The organism is Faecalibacterium prausnitzii, assembly GCF_049532945.1.
Classification (GTDB): Bacteria; Bacillota; Clostridia; order Oscillospirales; family Ruminococcaceae; genus Faecalibacterium; species Faecalibacterium prausnitzii_N.
Genome location: NZ_CP186691.1, coordinates 268,817 through 285,650 on the forward strand (window position 1 = coordinate 268,817; position 16,834 = coordinate 285,650).

A 16,834-nucleotide genomic window follows, 5' to 3' on the forward strand; every position below is an offset into this window, starting at 1 on the left:
TCACAAGGGACATCGGACAGCACCACGGTGTTGTAGATGCCCCTTTTATTTCTGCTCAACTCGCTACCGATAGCAGACCTATTCCATTATCTTCCATAAATTCAGTTTTTGTCAAGACTATCACAATTTCAAGATTTTTCAGATGTTTTGTTAATTTTTCTGATTTTAGGTGTATAATCAGTACAAACAAGAAACTGCACTCTCATGCATATTTCTGCAATCACCTTATCTGGAGGTCTAATATGGATTCTGAAAAGATTGCTACAAATCATGTTGAACTTGCCATAAGCAAAACGGGTCACTTGGTTTCTCACATCAATTCCAATGATAAAGAGCCCTCATGGGATGGAGATGTAGAAGTCTATAAAAAGTCCGGCCACGTTCATGCAAAAGCTGACTTGATTTTAAAAGTACCTGTTCAGGTCAAAGGTCATATTAAACCAAATCTAAAGAAAAAGAGCATAAAGTATTCTATCCAATATTCTGATTTAAGAAACTATCTTTATGTTGGAGGAACCATCTTTTTTGTCGTGTATTTCGATAAGGAAGATGAGCATTATACTATATACTATGTTGGACTTCTTCCGTTCGACCTCAAAAAAATGCTCAAGGACTATAAAGGAGATTTCTCTAAATGCAAAAGCATTGAATTAAAAGTTTTTCCGACCAAAAAGAAGATATCGATGATATCTTCCTTAATTTCGCGCATCACATGAATAGGCAACGCGCCGCTATCAATAGCGCGCTCTTATCCTTCGATTCAGACTTACCCACCAACACTATTTCTCTAGGCTATTCTACTAGTGCAGCAAAACATTACGATTTGCCCCTTGATTATTTTTTTGACCACGAAACTTACATTTATGCTGTTCTCCCTCAAAAAGTCGAACTGCCCATTGCTCATCTTGACCGTATTGAGTTATTTTCGTTTACACGAGATGCTCCTATCAGCATTGATTCTAAAGTTTATTTTGAGAGTTATACTGTCACACGTTCTAAATCATCTACGGTCATTCGTTTTGGTAAGGGAATACAAATGAGTTTCAGTACAGCGCAATCCTTGCCTACAAAATTCAATTTTACTTTATCCGGAACACTATCAGAGCGTATCAAAGATGCAGAGTTTATGGTTGCTGCCCTTTCTGCCCATCACTATGAAATCAATGGTGGAAAAATCGCTTTCAGTGAAGCTGATTGTGCCAATCTTCCTACACTTCAAAAAAAGCTTTCCTTTCTTCTAGATGTGAAAAAGACGCTAGAGGCAGTTCATGCAACAGCCGACCTCGACTGTTCTTCCCTTTCTGTCACAGACAATACTAATCTTAGCATCTTGAGAGCTGCACTAATCGACAAAGAACCAATCAAGATGTGTTCAAGCCAATCGCTTCTTCGAAGCTGCCATATTGCTAATCTAGAACTTCTTTTATGGGTTGTTCCGACTGAAGAAAATAGTGAATACCATAACATCTATGATTTTAACTATGTACCACTGATATATCGCGAGTTTGACAAAAATGATAAAGAATATCCATCCACTCACTTCGTCATGTTAAATAAAGATGCAATGTTGAAGTACTGCAATATCGACTATAACGCGCTACTTGATGCCGTTCAGCACGTTCCTTTTTCCGAAGATTATTCTCATTCGCTCAATGCACTTCTTCTTGAAATGCTTAAAGCATACGATGAAAGTAAAAATAGTCGCATTGAGCTACTATCCACTGCGACTACCCTCGCGCTTTGGATTAAGGATTCTGATCCATATACAGAGCATCCGATTGCTATTCTCAACTATCTTCAGTCCGTCAAACGCTCTCGCATATTGACTTCGACTGAACAAGCCGAAATTCTTTCTCTTATTGAAGTAGCCCAAGACAATGAGTCTATTTACGTTGGTGCATATCTACTATTAGATAATCCTGTTGCGGCTAAAATTCACTTTGATAAGCTACCTGAAGAATCACAGAAGTTCTTTGAATCTTGTCCCATCTATCATTTTATGCCAAATGGACAACCTACCATTTCTGCTCTGACAGAAGGGTAACAAGTGATGCCCACCCGCCCATGGTTTTTCCATGAGTGAGTGGGCATCGTTTTGTTAATCGAGATTTTTCGGCAAGCGGTCATACAGAACCACCGTGTCCTGTGTTTCGATATGTACACGCTCCTTCTTCAGGAGGGTTCGGGGACGTTGGTTTGCGCGGTAGTCGCGACCGCTCTCTTCAAAAGCAGAACAACACAGAAAGTCACATATCGCATTGCCGGAAAGGGATTCACGGATAATGAATACAAAGGCAGTTGGTTCAATCTGGCTGGAAATCAAGTAATCCGCTTTGATTTTGGTCACGAACGGATAGAACTGGGGCATATAGGAAAACAAATCGAACTCCTGTTCCAGTGTTTCTTTCAACCGCACCAGTGCCAGCAGACGCGGTTTCACATACTCCTGATAGAGTGTACCCTTCTTTACCTTGTCGTAGGTGATCTTGCCGGATAGAATCATATCCACTGTTTTGCGCGGGCTATACCGGGGAAGGGCAATATCTTTCAGGTAGTGGAATCCAGCAAGGTGAGGGAAGTCCTCTGGTGAAAATGTCAGCTTGATCTCGTGCAGTTCACCCTTATAGCCGTAGGTGAAAACATAGTGGTACTCAGTCAGTTCTTTCCAGACTTCTGCTGCCCGATACAAAATATCTTGCTGTTCGTCCTGCACGTTTTCACCTTCCCTCAAAAAAATAGAAGCCCTGCCGAAAGGCAAGGCTCCTATTAAGCGTTTTCTTTCGATTCATCGAATCTATTCGGCTTGTGGTTATCGCTTAACCCACGGTCTGGCTCCACAATCGGCTGATACCGAACCAGTCTACTGTTTCATCGCCACCGATAGCTGGTCAATGCCGCTATCCTCTAGCTTTATTATACCACAAAAGGACGTAAGTTCAAGCACTTAAATTCTAAAAACACTCAATCGTATTATATGCTAAAGGGGTTTGGCCATTGCAATGTTTGCAAACGTCATACACCACCCTTGCCATCGACTGCATCGCCGTCGAGGATGAGTACGGCAACACTCCGGCACAGCGGGCAGAGCTGGACTGGCTGCTCTACAACAAGCCCTTGGAGTACGCTCAGCTTGTGCTGGGTGGAGGGACGGAGCATTATCTTTCCCTTGGCTGTGACCACGGCAGACCGGAAGATTAAGCCCTTATAAAGAACACGATGCCCACCGACCTATGGTTTTCGCCATAAGCTGGTGGGCATCTGTTGTTCTGGCTTATAATTCACTGATGGTTGCAGTAATGGGCTGCATGAGGATTCGCCTGACCGGGTTATATACTGCCAGCACCACAGCCGCCAGCACGACTACGACAATCACGGCAAGACAGCCCCACGGCATCTGCCACGCTGCACCGAAATAATGGGTGATGAGCAGGATATACAGCTTCCGATTCAGCACAAGACCCAGCGCAATGCCCACCACAAGACCGGACACCGCATAGGTGCCAGCTTCGGCAGAGATCATGCGTTTCAGCTGTGCATCATCCATCCCGATGGCACGCAGGATGCCATACTGCTTCATTCGTGCCGACACGCTCATGGAAATGCTGTTGACGATGTTCAGAATGGTGATTCCTGCAATCACGATGAGAAACGCATAGACCACCAGATGGAACGCCCAGTAGGTGCTTTGTATCATCCGATTTCCTTCGATTCGGTTGGAAAAAACAACCTGCTTGTTTAACGTGTCGCTCAGCAGGGTGTGTATTTGTGCAATGGCTGCGTCTGCTGTGGTATCTTTTAGTTGAATATCGATCACCGCATAGCGGTTTTGCCCGGTCAGCTGATGGAAGGTTTCTTCGGTGCAGATAACAATCGGGGAATCGGTACTACTGAACGGGCTGTCGTTCAATACACCCACGACTGTGAGCTTTGCATCCTCCAGCTGAATGGTATCACCCACGGTCAGGGAGTTGCTTTTGTCGAATACTGTCAGCACAGGGTATGTGCCATCCTCCGGCTCCTGCGGAAGGGTTCCGCCAATCAGGTCTTTTTTCGCCCAGCCAAACTGTATCGTATCGTATGAAATCAGGTCGATGGACCCCTGTTTTCCCTGATATTCCGCCGGGAGCGGGCAATACATCCGCCCGAATGCGTGTTTGACTTCCGGCAGAGCTTCCAGCTGCTCCACCAGCACCGGGTCAAGGACATTTTGCCCGGATGTTTCAGCCACCGATAAGTCCGGTGCGTAGGACTGCAACGGATTCAGCGCAAATCCAACCCATCGAAGCAAAACCGAAAAGCTCAAAAACAGGAGAATGCTTAACGCAAAGGAACCTGTCATCAGAAGCAAGTTCTTTTTGGACGAGATTGCATGGCTCACGCCCAAAGAAAGCTCTGCACGACTTCCAAACAACCGAGCATGACACGGAGAATCCGCTGCATTTTCCACCGCATTCCCAGTTGCTGCTGTGATCGGAGAAGCTTTTGCCGCCCGCCGTGCCGGAGAAGATGCCGCGAACCAAACCGTGATAAGTCCCAGCGCGGAACCGCAGAGAATACCGACCGGGCTGATGCCAAGCACTGGTAAAGAGCTGAACTCCTCGCCGATAAATCCACGCAGAAAGGAACACAATCCCCATGTGGAAACGATTCCCAGCACACATCCTGCTGGAACAGCAGTTTTACACCAGAAAAGGGCTTCCAGCCGGACAAGCATCCGAACCTGATTTTTTCCTGCCCCAAGACAACGCAGCATTCCATAATAGCTGGTGCGCTGCGCTACATTGCTGTTGATGCTGCCTGTGATCATAAAAATTCCGGCAAGGACGACCATGCCAGCCAACACAGCCGCTACCGCATATAAGCCTACAATATAATCGTTGTTGCTGCTTGCGTTCAACGCCATCAGGTAAGTATTTTCGGAGATTTTTTCTTCTGAAATTCCGTACTTGTTTTCGATGTTCACAATGGACTGCCGCAAATTGGTACGTGGCTTGAACTGGATGAAATACTGTGTTTCAAAGGATTCTTCTACCTGTGCGGCAATCTGAGAAAATGTACTGCGGTTCATCACCAGCACAACAGCATCATACTGGTTCGCATCGGAGGTATCCTCATTGAAACCTGCGACAGTAAGCGAAATGGTCTGTCCATCCGGGAGCGTCAGCGGAATCGCTGTACCGACCGTAACATCCAGCCAATCCCGGATGTTTGCTGTCACGAGCACTTCGCCATCCGCCGGGGCAGTGCTGCACTGCATTCCCGGAAAGATTTGAAGGATTGCATCATCTGCTCCTACCAGTGCGGCACGTTTATCTCCGGCAAAGTAGTTTTCCGTAAGGGAAGCGTTGATGTCGCTATACGCCGAAAATGCAGCAACATCCTCCTGTGCGGCAAGCTCTGCGGCTGTTTCAGGGGAGATGTCCTTTACCATGATATGCCAGTTTCCGTTTTTGTTCAGCTGGTTTGAGGTTTCCATCCGAATCGCCATATCTGCCATACTGAACACCGCCGTGACCAGAAACACCGCAAGGACGATGCACAAAATCGTCATGCGGTTCTGCCGTCTGCGTACCTTGGCAGAAATCGGGATCAGGCTCAGATAGCTTTTCATTTCTGTGCTGCTCATTCCCGGCACCTCCCAAAATCGGTCAGGCAGCCGTCCGATACCTGCAACACCCGGTCTGCCGTCTGCGCAATGCTGCGGTTGTGGGTGATCATCAGGATGGTCTGCTCGTATTTCCGGGACGTTTCTTTTAGCAGGGCAATGACCTCGCTGGTGTTCTGGGTGTCCAGATTGCCGGTCGGCTCATCCGCCAAAATCAGGGAAGGGCGGGTCATCAGGGCGCGGCCGATGGCTACCCGTTGCTGCTGCCCACCGGAAAGCTGGCTTGGCAGATGCTTCCGACGGTCTTTCAGATTCAGCACGGTCAGCAGTTCTTCCAGATATGCTCTGTCCGGCTTTTGGTAGTCCAGCAGCACCGGGAACAGGATGTTCTGTTCTACGGTCAGTTCCGGGATGAGGTTGAATGCCTGAAAGATAAAACCGATATTGCGGCGGCGGAAGATCGTCAGCTCCCGGTCTTTCATGGCAAAAACATCCTTGCCATCAATCAGCACCTTGCCGGAAGTCGGCGTATCCAGTCCGCCAATCAGATTGAGCAGGGTGCTTTTGCCGGAGCCGGATTCGCCAACGACCGCCACATATTCGCCTTTCGGCACTGAAAAGCTAACATCTTTCAGCGCATGGACAGCGGTTTCTCCGCTGCCGTAGGTCTTGCAGAGATGGTTGACTTCTAATAGTTCCATAGTGTATCCCTCACTTTGCAGGTTCCTTCGATTCAGACGGATTTTCTCTGTCTGTGCAGAAAAGGATAACACGTCAACCTTACTGCAAGCCTACACCCAGCCTACAATTTTGTAGGAATCGGAAAATTCAGAGTAAAGGTCGTGCCCTTTCCCAGCTCGCTGTCTACTTCAATGGTGCCGTGATGGGCTTCCACAACGGCTTTTGCCAGCGGCAGACCCAGCCCGATGCCATGTGTATCCTGTGAAAAGCGGCTGCGATAAAACCGTTTGAAGATATGGTACAAATCTTCCGGGTGGATGCCGCTGCCGTTGTCGCGCACTTTGATCTGAACCATGGACGGCAGTGCATTCCACTCTACCTGAATCGTATCTCCGCTCTTTGTGTGGTCAAGGGCATTCTTTACAAGATTGTCCACAGCTTCCTGCATCCAGTCACGGTCGCACCAAAGTGTAACCGCCTCTGAGCCGGACAGAACAAGCTTTTTCTGTTCCTGCTTGGCACGATAGTGATACTGCCGCGCGATGTCCTGCACCATTTCAGCAACATTTTCGTTTTTCTTCTCCAAGACGACCGAACCGGCATCCAGCCGGGTGATTTTGAGCAGATTCTGCACCAGCGTTTCGATGCGGTCCAACTCCTGTTCGGACAGGTCTGCAAACTCTTTGACCTCCGACGGCGAAACAGCTTCGTCCTGAAGCAGACCGTTGTAGATATTCAACGCCGCCAGCGGTGTTTTGAGCTGGTGCGAAATATCTGCAATGGTATTTTTCAAAAAACGCTTCTCCCGCTGCTCGTTGTCTGCGTGTGCGCTCAGAACTGCCGCCAATGCATTAACGGAGTGAAACAGACGGTAAAGTTCTCCCTCCCGGTCGCAGTCCAGTCGTGCATCCGGGTTGCCATCCAGACAGCTTTGGATTTGCTGGACTGCCTGTTCCAGAAGCGCGCTCTGCCTTTGGAAATAGCGAAAAAGCACGCCCCAGAGACAGCCGCCCAGCAGAAGAAAAACCAACAGTAATGCGAAAGAGAATGCGTGCGTTGTATACCATACGATGCCCTGCGTGAGAGCCAATGCCACCGCCCAGACCGCCAGCACGGCTTGGAACAAATTTCGGATCTCCCGGTTTGCGAATACTTTCATACGGCACCTTTACCCATTCCATTTATAGCCCATGCCGCGGACAGTCAGCAGCATCTGCGGTTTGCCGGGGTCGTCCTCAATCTTCATCCGCAGCCGCCGGATGTACACTGTTAAAGCACTGCTGTCAATGTAATCCCCATCGCAGTCCCACAGTGCATCCAGAATTTGTTCCTTGGATAGCACGGCATTCGGATGCTGCATAAAGAAGCAGAGCAGCTTGTACTCTGCGCCGGTCAGTTCCAGCAAGATTCCGTTTTTGTATGCCTGCCCCTGCAACAGCCGGACGGTGATGCTGCCCGATTCCAGTACGGGTTCTCCTGCGCTGGACGCATTTGCACGGCGAAGCAGTGCATTGACCCGCGACAACAGGACACCCAGCTTGAACGGCTTGGTCAGGTAATCATCCCCGCCCAGTTCCAGCCCCATGATGATATTCATTTCCTCATCCGAAGCAGTCAGAAACAGAATCGGCACGTTGGATGTGCGCCGCACCTTCTGGCAGAAATCGAAGCCAGAGCCATCCGGCAGGGAAACATCCAGCACCAGCAGATCATATTTTCTGTCTGACCACAGCACCTCGGCTTCTGCCAGCGTCCGGGCTGTATCCAGTGCAAAGCCCTGTTTCTTGAATGCAAAGGTCAGCCCACTGATCAGGCTCAGATCATCTTCCAAAAGGAACAGTTTTCTCATGATTCCCTCTCTTTTCCGCGTTTTGTGTGTCCTACAGGTTCAAAAGCATTATAAGTTTTTTCTGCGAACATTACAATGTGCGAAACGGAAATTGTTTCTTGCCGTGTGTTAAATATAAGTCCTACTATCACCGCTTTACTGCAATAAAATTTGCAAAACCATCTTGACGCGCTCCGCAATCCATGATACCCTTTATCGCAAATCCCACCAAATTTGTAGAAAAGTACAGAACGGCGAGGATTTATTCCCCATGAAGATTTTTACCGCCCCGCAACACACCCGATTTATTTTGCCGCCGATTCACCCGACAAAATCATCGCTGCGCTGCGTGGGCGGTATTTTTCTTTTTCACAAATAAAATCTTATGTAGTTGTTCAATCTTCCAAAATTTGTTTTCGGTTGTTGACAGTACAACTTCAAAGTGTTATTCTTGTGCTTGAAAGAAGCGGGTTGTAGTGTCCGCACTGCGCCCGGCTTTCTTCATACTGTACCTTGAATTTTTCATAAGCCGTCTGAACGAGATACTGCGCCATGACCTCACGCTTTCTGTGGGCGAGCCGGACAACGCCGCTGCAAAACAGGGGCAGGAACTGCGTTCGGTGTGAACGGTGACCATGAGCAGGGGCTTTGCCTTTTCACACGTTTTGCTCTGCAAAATTTTCAACGTGCATTGCGGTTCGACTTCTGAAATTTTCAGTGTTGCACGGAAAGGGCGAAAGCAAGTATCGACCTGTGGCCACAAATTTTCAATGCTTGAAAAATTGCTGTCCACTCAGTCATCCTTGTTGGGGAGTGCCTTCCCCAAACCCTGCTCTAGCTTCGCACCGTTGGTGCGAATGCGGCGTGTCGCATTACATAGCCCTCTCCATCCCGGAACGGGCATTTATCATTTTCACAGGAGGTCGAATATGGCTGAAATGAAAAGTCCGAACGTACACGCAAAGAAGAACCGCAATGATACGCCGCAAAAACGAAAGACACACATCATCAAAGTCCGAGTGACCGCAGAAGAAAAACTGCGGATCGCATAAGCCTGCAAAGAACTCCACCTCACCCAATCCGAACTCGTCCGCCGCGTCCTGTACGGCGTGAACGTCAAGCACACCGTTGTGGTGGCGCAGGGCGGCGAGGATGCACTGGCGGCGCTTGCCGCCTTGTCTGCCCAGTGCAGCAAGGTGGGCAGCAACCTCAACCAGCTTGCACGGCACTTCAACTCCGACGGCAAAGACACCGAGCAGCTCCGGGCGCAAATACTGGAGGAACTGTCCGCGCTCACGAACTTTCGGCTGAAAGCCGAAGAAACGGTTGGTGAACTGTATGGCAACCATCAAGCATTTAAGCTCGAAGAACTCTAACTATGCCGCCGCCGAAAGCTATCTCACCTTTCAGCACAACGAGTACACCGGTCTGCCCATTCTGGACGAGAAAGGCAGACCCAAGCTGCGGGATTCGTACCTGCTCGACACCCTTGAGTGCGGCGAATCCTCGTTCGCTATGGCCTGCCTGATTGCTAACCGCAAGTACGGTAAGAATGGCGGGCGGGAGGACGTGAAGACCCACCACTACATTGTGAGCTTCGACCCGAAGGACGCAGTGGAGAACGGCCTGACCATGGAATGGGCGCAAGCCCTTGGCTTGCAGTTCTGCAAGGACAACTTCCCCGGTCATCCCGCCATCGTCTGCACCCACCCGGACGGTCACAACAGTGCGGGAAACATCCACGTCCACATCGTCATCGGCAGCTTGCGTGTCCGCACCGTGGAACGGCAGCCCTTCATGGACAAGCCGTGCGACTGGGAAGCGGGCAAGAAGCACCGCTGCACTTCTGCCATGCTCCGGCACCTCCGTGTCGCAGTCATGGAGATGTGCGAGCAAGCCGATCTGAACCAGATCAATCTGCTGGAAGCCCAAGGCGACCATGTTTCGGAGCGCGAGTATTGGGCGCAGCGGCGCGGACAACGCCGTCTCGACCATGCCAACGCCAAACTTGCCGCCGAAGGGCAGCAGCCCACCCAGACCGTCTACCAGACCGAGCTGGACAAACTGCGAAAGCAGATCTACTCCGTGCTGAACAAGACCACCACCTTCGAGGAATTTTCTGCATTGCTCATGCAGGAATACGGCATCGCCGTGAATGAGAGCCGAGGCCGGTTGAGCTACTGCCCGCCCGGCCGGACAAAGTTCATCACCGCCAAGAAACTGAGCAAGAAGCTGGAAAAGGAGCAGGTGCTGACCGCCCTCTCCCAGAACATCCAGCTTGCCGCCATCATCCAGCCCAACAGCGAGAAGAAGCCGGATAAGATCAGGAAACTGGTTGACATTCAGGCGAACGTTGCTGCGGGCAAGGGCATCGGCTATGAGCGTTGGGCGAAAAAGTTCAACCTCAAACGCTGGTCGCAGACTCTGTGTCTCCTACAGGAGAAAAAGCTGCTCAGCGAAGATGCCCTGCACCAGCGCATTGCCGAACTGCAAACCCAGCACGACGATGCACTGGCGGTGGTCAAAGACTTGGATGCCCGCATGGTCTCCCTCAAGGAGTTGCGCGGGCATCTTGTGGTCTATCGGCAGTACAAGCCTCTTGCACAGAAGCTCCAGACTGTGCGGAATCCCGCCAAGTTCAAGGAGCAGCACCGTGCAGAGTTTGCCGTGTACGAGGCCGCTTGCGCCTATTTCAAGGCCAACGGGCTCAGGACGCTGCCGGACCTCAAAAAACTGGATGCCGAATACCAGACCCTTTCCTCGGAGAAAAACGGTTTCTACACCCGCTACAAGAAAGCGCAGATCGAACTGCGTGAACTCCGCACCGCACAACAGAACGTGGAAGCCTTCTTCCGCAAGGAAGAGCGCAGCCACGCCGTACCGCAGCAGGAGGTCAAATGAACAACACTCTGACGGATCGATGTGTGAATAAACCCAACCTCACCCACGCCCCTCACCGGGCTTCGTCCTTTCGCCTGTACCCCACCCATTGGGACGGAGGGTAGCACCTCTGTCTTTTCGGACGTAAAAAACGCTATCTCGACCCGGCAGGCAGCGGAGCTATACGGCTTCGCCGTAAACCGGAACGGTATGATGTGCTGCCCCTTCCACGGGGATAAACACCCCAGCATGAAGGTAGACAGCCGTTTCCACTGTTTCGCCTGTCAGGCAGATGGCGATGTGATCGATTTTGTCGGCAGACTTTTTCAACTTTCTCCCTACAAGGCTGTGGAAAAGTTGAAGGATGACTTCGGCATGGCACTTGCCGACGGCAAGGTGCGGCTTGCTCCCCGCAGACCGCCCACCGTCCGGCAGCAGCTGCTGGACTATTACCGCTGTCTGCAGCGTTGGCGGGTCCGATACGCACCGCAGTCACCCACAGAAGAACTTCACCCCTGCTTTCTTGAAGCGATAAAGAACCTTGACATCGTTGAATATTATCTGGACTGTTCGGTGCTCCCGGACCCGCAGACCGAAAACGAGCTACGGAAGTATTGGGAGGGATTGCATGAGCGACTGGAAAAAGAGGAACGAAGATTGGCGTGATGAGGACGAACTGGAAGAAGAGGAAGAATGCGAATGCCCTTGGGTAGACAGTAAGGGCAAAGTGCGTGAAACCGCTTACTGCCAGTACCTTTTAGAGAAACACCCCATGATGTGCCTGAAACAGAAGCTGTTCGACCAGAACGGCGAGGTAGACGAGGACGCACTGCTCTACGAAGTCCACAGCGACCTCCGTGACTTTGTGCTCGACAACCTTGCCAAGAAGGAGAAGCAGGTTCTGGACGCACTCCGTATCGAAACCTATACCCCTGAATGGAAACCCCAGCTTGACCGCATCCATCTCCAGAACGGAACCTACTTTCTGGACGAGCGGGGATTTGTGCCGGAAAAGGAACTCTGCCTGAACCGGCTCCCCGTGGAATACCAGCCCGATGCCCCCGCACCGACCAAGTGGCTGGAATTTCTGGACGGTCTGCTCATCCCGGAGGACATTCTGACCTTGCAGGAATATCTCGGCTATCTCCTGATCCCGTCTACCAAGGCGCAGAAGATGCTGGTCATGACCGGCAAGGGCGGCGAGGGAAAATCCCGCATCGGCTTGCTGCTGAAGAAGCTGTTCGGGGAAGCCTCTCACTCCGAATCCATCCTCCGCATCGAAACGAACCGCTTTGCCAGTGCAAATCTGGAGTACAAGTTGGTCATGGTCGATGACGACCTGAACATGGTGGCTTTGCCCGAAACACGGAACATCAAGTCCATCGTCACCGCCGAGGACCGTTTGTGCATCGAGCGGAAAAACAAGCAGGCTGTCCAAGGCCTGCTGTACGTTCGTTTCATCTGCTTCGGCAATGGCAACCTTGTGGCCGCTCACGATGACAGCGACGGCTTCTGGCGCAGACAGATCCTCATCACGGTGAAAGACCGTGACCCTGCCCGGGTGGATAATCCCTTCCTCATCGAAGAGTTGTCCGAGGAGCGTCCCGGCATCCTGCTGTGGATGCTGGAGGGGCTGCACCGTCTGCTGGCGAACTGCTATCAGTTCACCATCAGCGAGCGCTCCATCCAGAACCTTGAAGCAGCTATGGCGGACAGCGACAACCTGACCCAGTTCATGCAGGCCAGTGCGTATGTCCGCTTCAAGCCCGACACCGAGGAACGCTCCACCTATCTCTACCGCGCCTACACCAAGTGGTGCGAGGATAATCTGGAATCGCCTGTTCCGCAAAAGAAGTTCAGCCAGTTCCTGCTGAAAAATGCAGGGAAGTATGGTCTGACCTTTTCCAAGCACATCGAGGGAAAGTACCGCGGCTTCCGGGGCGTATGCGTCCACCCCGCTTTTGCTGCGGCATAAAACACACGAAAAGTGAAATTCTCCCGCCCTACGCGCCCCAAATCAGTAGTTTTGACTTGTTATCGCTGTTTTCTCCGGGCGCGTATCTGCCCTTTTCGGGCGGATGTGGGGCGGCAACACGCCCTTCGGGGCGGGAGAGAAGGCAAGATGCGCCCCAAAAGGGCGCATACAATTCAGCCATGCGCCCTATAAAATCAACACAGGAAGGTACTTTTGTGCGGTTTGGGGCGCGTGGGGCGCGTAAATTCAAGTTCTCGCACTTTTTTGGGCTGCTGCTTCGGGTCAGGAGCGGCAGGCCCTTACATATTTACCGGCCCACAGGGTGCAGCTCAACCGGAACTGCGCCGGGTCTGGAGAAGTGCAAAGGAGACATGCCTATGACGAATGTCCGCAAAAATTCCACCAAACTGACCTGTGAGGACTTGAAAATCGCGCCCGAATCCCCTACAATGAAATTGTCCGAAACCCCTGCCGTAGAACCTTCTGACCAGACCAGCAAAACCGTCCGACATGCCCCGCTCGTTTACCGGGTGGAAGAGATCGCCCAACTGTTGGCGATCTCCAACCGTGCTGCGTACAATCTGTGCAACACCACGAAAGACTTCAAGGTGATCCGCCTCGGTACCAGCATCCGGGTAAGCAAGCAGAGCTTTGACGATTGGTTTGCTGCGGTCTGAGGGAGGGAACATCTATGGCATCTATTATGAAACGTGGCAACACGTATTCCGTCCGATACAACTACAAAGATCATGCTGGCAAGCCCTGCAAGGGCTGGGAAACCTTCAAGACCAAGGCCGAAGCGCAGGAGCGCAAGATCACGGTGGAGAAGGAACTGCTGGATGGTACCTTCCTCGTGCCCGACACCATGACGGTCGAGGAGATGCTGTACAAGTGGATCCCCATTCAGTCCAGCAAACACAAGTGGTCTCCCAAGACCTACACCCACACGGTAGCCATGATCCAGAATCTTGTCATACCCTATCTCGGCAAGAAACAGATTCAGAAGGTTCAGACGTATGACCTCGAACAGTTTTACGCTACGCTGAGCCGGACACCGCGCGGACTGTATAAGCAGGGTGTCAAGCAAACGCTCACCGACAAGCAGAAGCGGCAGTTTCTGACGGGTGCTTCCATCCGGGAAGTCCACGCCATGCTCAAGACTGCTTTTTCCTATGCCGTTGAGTGGGGTCTGCTCCTCAAGTCACCGATTCCGAGAGAAGCCCCGAAATCGACCTCGGAAGAACGTGCCATCTGGGACGAAAAGACCATGCTTGCTGCGTTGCAGACCATGACCGACCCTACGCTCCACCTTGCTGTTCATCTGAGCATGATCCTCTCGCTGCGTGTCGGAGAGATCCTCGGCTTGCAGCCGGGAGACATCGACTTCGATGCAGCGGATGGACGTGGGACCATCACGGTCGGCAGGAGCTTACAGCGCACCGAAAAGGCTGCACTGGAAAAGACCGATCCGAACCAGATCTACCACATCTTCCCCGACCAGCGTGAGGGCAGCAGCTCCGCACTGGTGCTGAAGAAGCCGAAAACCAAGAAATCCAGCCGCACCCTTTATCTGACGAGACCCTTGAAAGATGAACTGCTGGCTTGGCTGGAAAAGCTCCGGCAGGAAGAGCTTGCCATGGATGGCAGATATCGCAACTGTGGCCAGCTCTTCCGCCTGCCCAACGGTATGCCTGTTGCCCCGGAAGCCCTTTCTAAATGGTACCGCGCATGGCGTGCGGAGCACCCGGAGTTTGAGAAGATCGTGTTCCATGGTCTGCGCCACTCCAGTGCCACTTACCAGTTGATTGAATCCGGCGGCAACATTAAAGCCGTGCAGGGCAACACCGGTCACGCCACCACCGGCATCCTGATGGACACCTACGCCCACACGCAGGACAAGCCCCGGTTGGAGCTGGCTGAGAAGCTGGAAGCAGACTTCTATTCACAGGACATCGGTTCCCCCAAATCCGGCTCTGTGCCGGTAAAAGAAAATCTGCCGGACAGCATCCAGATCACCCCGGAAGGGATGCTGAAAGTTGTCCGACAGATGAACCCCGAGCAGCGGCGTGAGTTTACCCGCCTGCTGTTCGCCTGAAAAAAGTATGGAAAAAACGCTCACAATGCACAGAATGCAGACAATGCAAGGAAAAACACGGCTTTCCCGCCGGTGTGCAAAAAGTGTGCAAAAGTGTGCAGAGCCCCAGAAAATGGAAAATCCCACGAAGAATCTTACGATTCTTCGTGGGATTTTGGTGCGCTCGAGGGAACTCGAATCCCTGGCCCTCTGATTAAAAGTCAGATGCTCTACCGGCTGAGCTACGAGCGCATACAGTATTTGTACAATATCAGAAATATTGCCGTATAATATTACCACAACTGCGGCCAAAAAGCAAGGCTTCGCGGCAAAAAACTTTCTTTCACAAAAATGGGCCATGCCGGACGCAAACTTTCCCTTTACAAATCCGGTAAGAATCAGTACAATCAAATCAAGTATCGTTCACGATGGTCCCGGCCGTGCCGTGCGCCCACAGGCCGCACACAGGCCGCTGCGATAGGAGGTCTTTTTCTGATGAAAATTTCTCGACGGTCCGTACTTCGTTACACAGGTCTGACTGCGGCCTGGCTGACCCTGACCGGCTGCGCCCCCACCGGGAATGCGAGCCTTGGCGGCTGCCTGCCCGACTGGATGAAAAAGGTGCTGCGCGTGCCTTCGTCTGACGCCTCTTCGGCCAGCTCCTCGGCTGCGTCTTCGGCAGCGTCCAGCGAGGCCGCTGCATCGTCTGAGCTGGCGGCGTCCTCGCTGCCGGGTGTCGAACAGCCGGAGGCCGCGGACAGCGCGCTGCCCGCTTACGATGCCGACCCGCTGACCGGTGAGGCCAAGCGCAGCAATGGCCGTATCGTGGGCGTGATGGTGAACAACATCTGCAATTCCGAGCGGCAGAACGCCCGCCCGCAGCGCGGCATCGGTTCGGCCGATCTGCTGATCGAGTGCAAGGTGGAGGGCGGCATCACCCGCTTCTGCGCGGTGTTCCACGATGCCGACTCCATCCCGGAGATCGGCCCGCTGCGCTCTGGCCGCGACCAGTTCCTGCAGCTGCTGATGCCCTATCAGGCGCTGTACTACCACGACGGTGAGAGCGCCGCCTGCACCAAATTCATCAGCGTATACAACTATTCCGGCCTGAACATCGGCGGCAAAAATTACTTCAACACGCCGGTCCATCCGCATGTGGCCCACCGCATCAAGCGAAATAAGAACGTCGCCTACGAGCACACCGAGTTCACCTCCGGCAAGGAGATCAAACAGGCGGCTGCTGACGCCGGCATCGGCCTGACCTATCCGTACGAGGGCACCTTCTTCCGCTTTGCGGACTACCGCACCGATGCCGTGAACGACCTGGCCGACGCGCCCTCGGCCCGGAGCATCCTCATCACCCATTCGGCCAGCTATAAGACGAGCTTTGCCTACAACAGCTGGAACCGGAACTATAAGATGTCCATGTACAGCAACCGCACCAAGAAATTCGAGGCTGCGGTGGACGAGCTGACCGGCAAACAGCTGACCTTCGCGAATGTTGTGGTCTGCTTTGCCAACATCGCCGCCTACGCAGGCGACTCCCACGATGTGCAGGAAGTCCAGTACGTCGAGGGCGGACAGGCCTATCTCTTCACCAGCGGCGGCGTTCAGACGGGCCGCTGGGAGAAGGGTCATCCCACCCATCCCATCCGGCTCTACACCGACGCGGGCGAAGAGATGACCCTGAACCGGGGCAAGACCTACTTCGCCCTTGTGGACAACGATGAGTGGTCCAACTTCAGCTATCAGTAAGACCAGCCCCGCGCTGCGGGACAGAAGAGGAACAAG

At 52.3% G+C, this 16,834-nt stretch carries 14 protein-coding genes, 1 tRNA gene and 2 pseudogenes; 11 read left to right on the plus strand and 6 right to left on the minus strand.

Annotation, left to right across the window (positions count from 1 at the left end; translation table 11 throughout):
- Positions 1 to 242 precede the first annotated feature (242 nt).
- Both ACNQFG_RS01260 and ACNQFG_RS01265 read left to right on the plus strand, forming a co-directional pair.
- Complete coding sequence (locus ACNQFG_RS01260) at positions 243 to 716, plus strand: DUF4365 domain-containing protein (RefSeq protein ID WP_423405719.1); 474 nt, start codon at positions 243 to 245, stop codon at positions 714 to 716.
- Complete coding sequence (locus ACNQFG_RS01265; RefSeq protein WP_423405720.1) at positions 713 to 2,044, plus strand: hypothetical protein; 1,332 nt, start codon at positions 713 to 715, stop codon at positions 2,042 to 2,044. The genes ACNQFG_RS01260 and ACNQFG_RS01265 overlap by 4 nt, the downstream gene beginning before the upstream one ends.
- 54 nt (positions 2,045 to 2,098) lie before the next feature.
- Here the strand turns inward: ACNQFG_RS01265 and ACNQFG_RS01270 are convergent, their stop codons facing one another.
- Entirely contained in the window at positions 2,099 to 2,713 is a 615-nt protein-coding gene (locus tag ACNQFG_RS01270) for a PBECR4 domain-containing protein (protein ID WP_423405721.1), read from the minus strand.
- 305 nt (positions 2,714 to 3,018) lie between these two features.
- Here ACNQFG_RS01270 and ACNQFG_RS01275 point away from each other — a divergent pair.
- Positions 3,019 to 3,198 (plus strand): annotated as a pseudogene (locus ACNQFG_RS01275) (DUF6061 family protein); the annotation flags it as partial.
- Between the two features lie 73 nt (positions 3,199 to 3,271).
- Here the strand turns inward: ACNQFG_RS01275 and ACNQFG_RS01280 are convergent.
- The 4 genes from ACNQFG_RS01280 to ACNQFG_RS01295 form a co-directional block, all read right to left on the minus strand.
- Positions 3,272 to 5,626, minus strand: a complete 2,355-nt coding sequence (locus tag ACNQFG_RS01280) for an ABC transporter permease (RefSeq protein WP_423405722.1) — start codon at positions 5,624 to 5,626, stop codon at positions 3,272 to 3,274.
- Complete coding sequence (locus ACNQFG_RS01285; RefSeq protein ID WP_005942816.1) at positions 5,623 to 6,306, minus strand: ABC transporter ATP-binding protein; 684 nt, start codon at positions 6,304 to 6,306, stop codon at positions 5,623 to 5,625. Before ACNQFG_RS01285 ends, ACNQFG_RS01280 begins: the two co-directional genes overlap by 4 nt.
- A 101-nt stretch (positions 6,307 to 6,407) precedes the next feature.
- Positions 6,408 to 7,445 (minus strand): sensor histidine kinase, encoded by a 1,038-nt coding sequence (locus ACNQFG_RS01290; RefSeq protein ID WP_423405723.1) that lies wholly within the window; start codon positions 7,443 to 7,445, stop codon positions 6,408 to 6,410.
- Positions 7,446 to 7,454: 9 nt separating this feature from the next.
- Positions 7,455 to 8,135 carry a response regulator transcription factor gene (locus ACNQFG_RS01295; RefSeq protein ID WP_005942822.1) on the minus strand — a complete coding sequence of 227 codons (681 nt, stop codon included), beginning with the start codon at positions 8,133 to 8,135 and terminating at the stop codon, positions 7,455 to 7,457.
- A 455-nt stretch (positions 8,136 to 8,590) separates the two neighbouring features.
- Between ACNQFG_RS01295 and ACNQFG_RS01300 the strand changes: the two genes are divergently transcribed.
- The 7 genes and pseudogenes from ACNQFG_RS01300 to ACNQFG_RS01330 all read left to right on the plus strand — a co-directional run bounded on the left by ACNQFG_RS01300 (position 8,591) and on the right by ACNQFG_RS01330 (position 15,064).
- Entirely contained in the window at positions 8,591 to 8,740 is a 150-nt protein-coding gene (locus tag ACNQFG_RS01300; RefSeq protein ID WP_181969060.1) for a hypothetical protein, read from the plus strand.
- Between the two features lie 303 nt (positions 8,741 to 9,043).
- Positions 9,044 to 9,490, plus strand: a pseudogene (locus tag ACNQFG_RS01305) (plasmid mobilization protein).
- A complete protein-coding gene (locus ACNQFG_RS01310; RefSeq protein ID WP_423405724.1) occupies positions 9,453 to 11,015 on the plus strand; it encodes a relaxase/mobilization nuclease domain-containing protein in 1,563 nt (520 codons plus the stop codon). Before ACNQFG_RS01305 ends, ACNQFG_RS01310 begins: the two are co-directional and overlap by 38 nt.
- A 192-nt stretch (positions 11,016 to 11,207) precedes the next feature.
- On the plus strand, positions 11,208 to 11,660 hold the full coding sequence (locus tag ACNQFG_RS01315) for a CHC2 zinc finger domain-containing protein (protein WP_423406533.1): 453 nt from the start codon (positions 11,208 to 11,210) through the stop codon (positions 11,658 to 11,660).
- Entirely contained in the window at positions 11,623 to 12,969 is a 1,347-nt protein-coding gene (locus tag ACNQFG_RS01320; protein WP_097774213.1) for a DNA primase family protein, read from the plus strand. The genes ACNQFG_RS01315 and ACNQFG_RS01320 overlap by 38 nt, the downstream gene beginning before the upstream one ends.
- 371 nt (positions 12,970 to 13,340) lie before the next feature.
- A complete protein-coding gene (locus tag ACNQFG_RS01325) occupies positions 13,341 to 13,646 on the plus strand; it encodes a helix-turn-helix domain-containing protein (RefSeq protein ID WP_097774241.1) in 306 nt (101 codons plus the stop codon).
- 14 nt (positions 13,647 to 13,660) lie between these two features.
- Positions 13,661 to 15,064, plus strand: a complete 1,404-nt coding sequence (locus tag ACNQFG_RS01330; protein WP_423405725.1) for a site-specific integrase — start codon at positions 13,661 to 13,663, stop codon at positions 15,062 to 15,064.
- Positions 15,065 to 15,219: 155 nt separating this feature from the next.
- On the opposite strand, the gene ACNQFG_RS01335 is transcribed toward ACNQFG_RS01330, so the two are convergent.
- Positions 15,220 to 15,295: transfer RNA gene (locus ACNQFG_RS01335), tRNA-Lys, on the minus strand.
- A 243-nt stretch (positions 15,296 to 15,538) separates the two neighbouring features.
- Here ACNQFG_RS01335 and ACNQFG_RS01340 point away from each other — a divergent pair.
- On the plus strand, positions 15,539 to 16,798 hold the full coding sequence (locus tag ACNQFG_RS01340; RefSeq protein WP_423405726.1) for a DUF3048 domain-containing protein: 1,260 nt from the start codon (positions 15,539 to 15,541) through the stop codon (positions 16,796 to 16,798).
- The last annotated feature ends 36 nt before the right edge of the window (positions 16,799 to 16,834 follow it).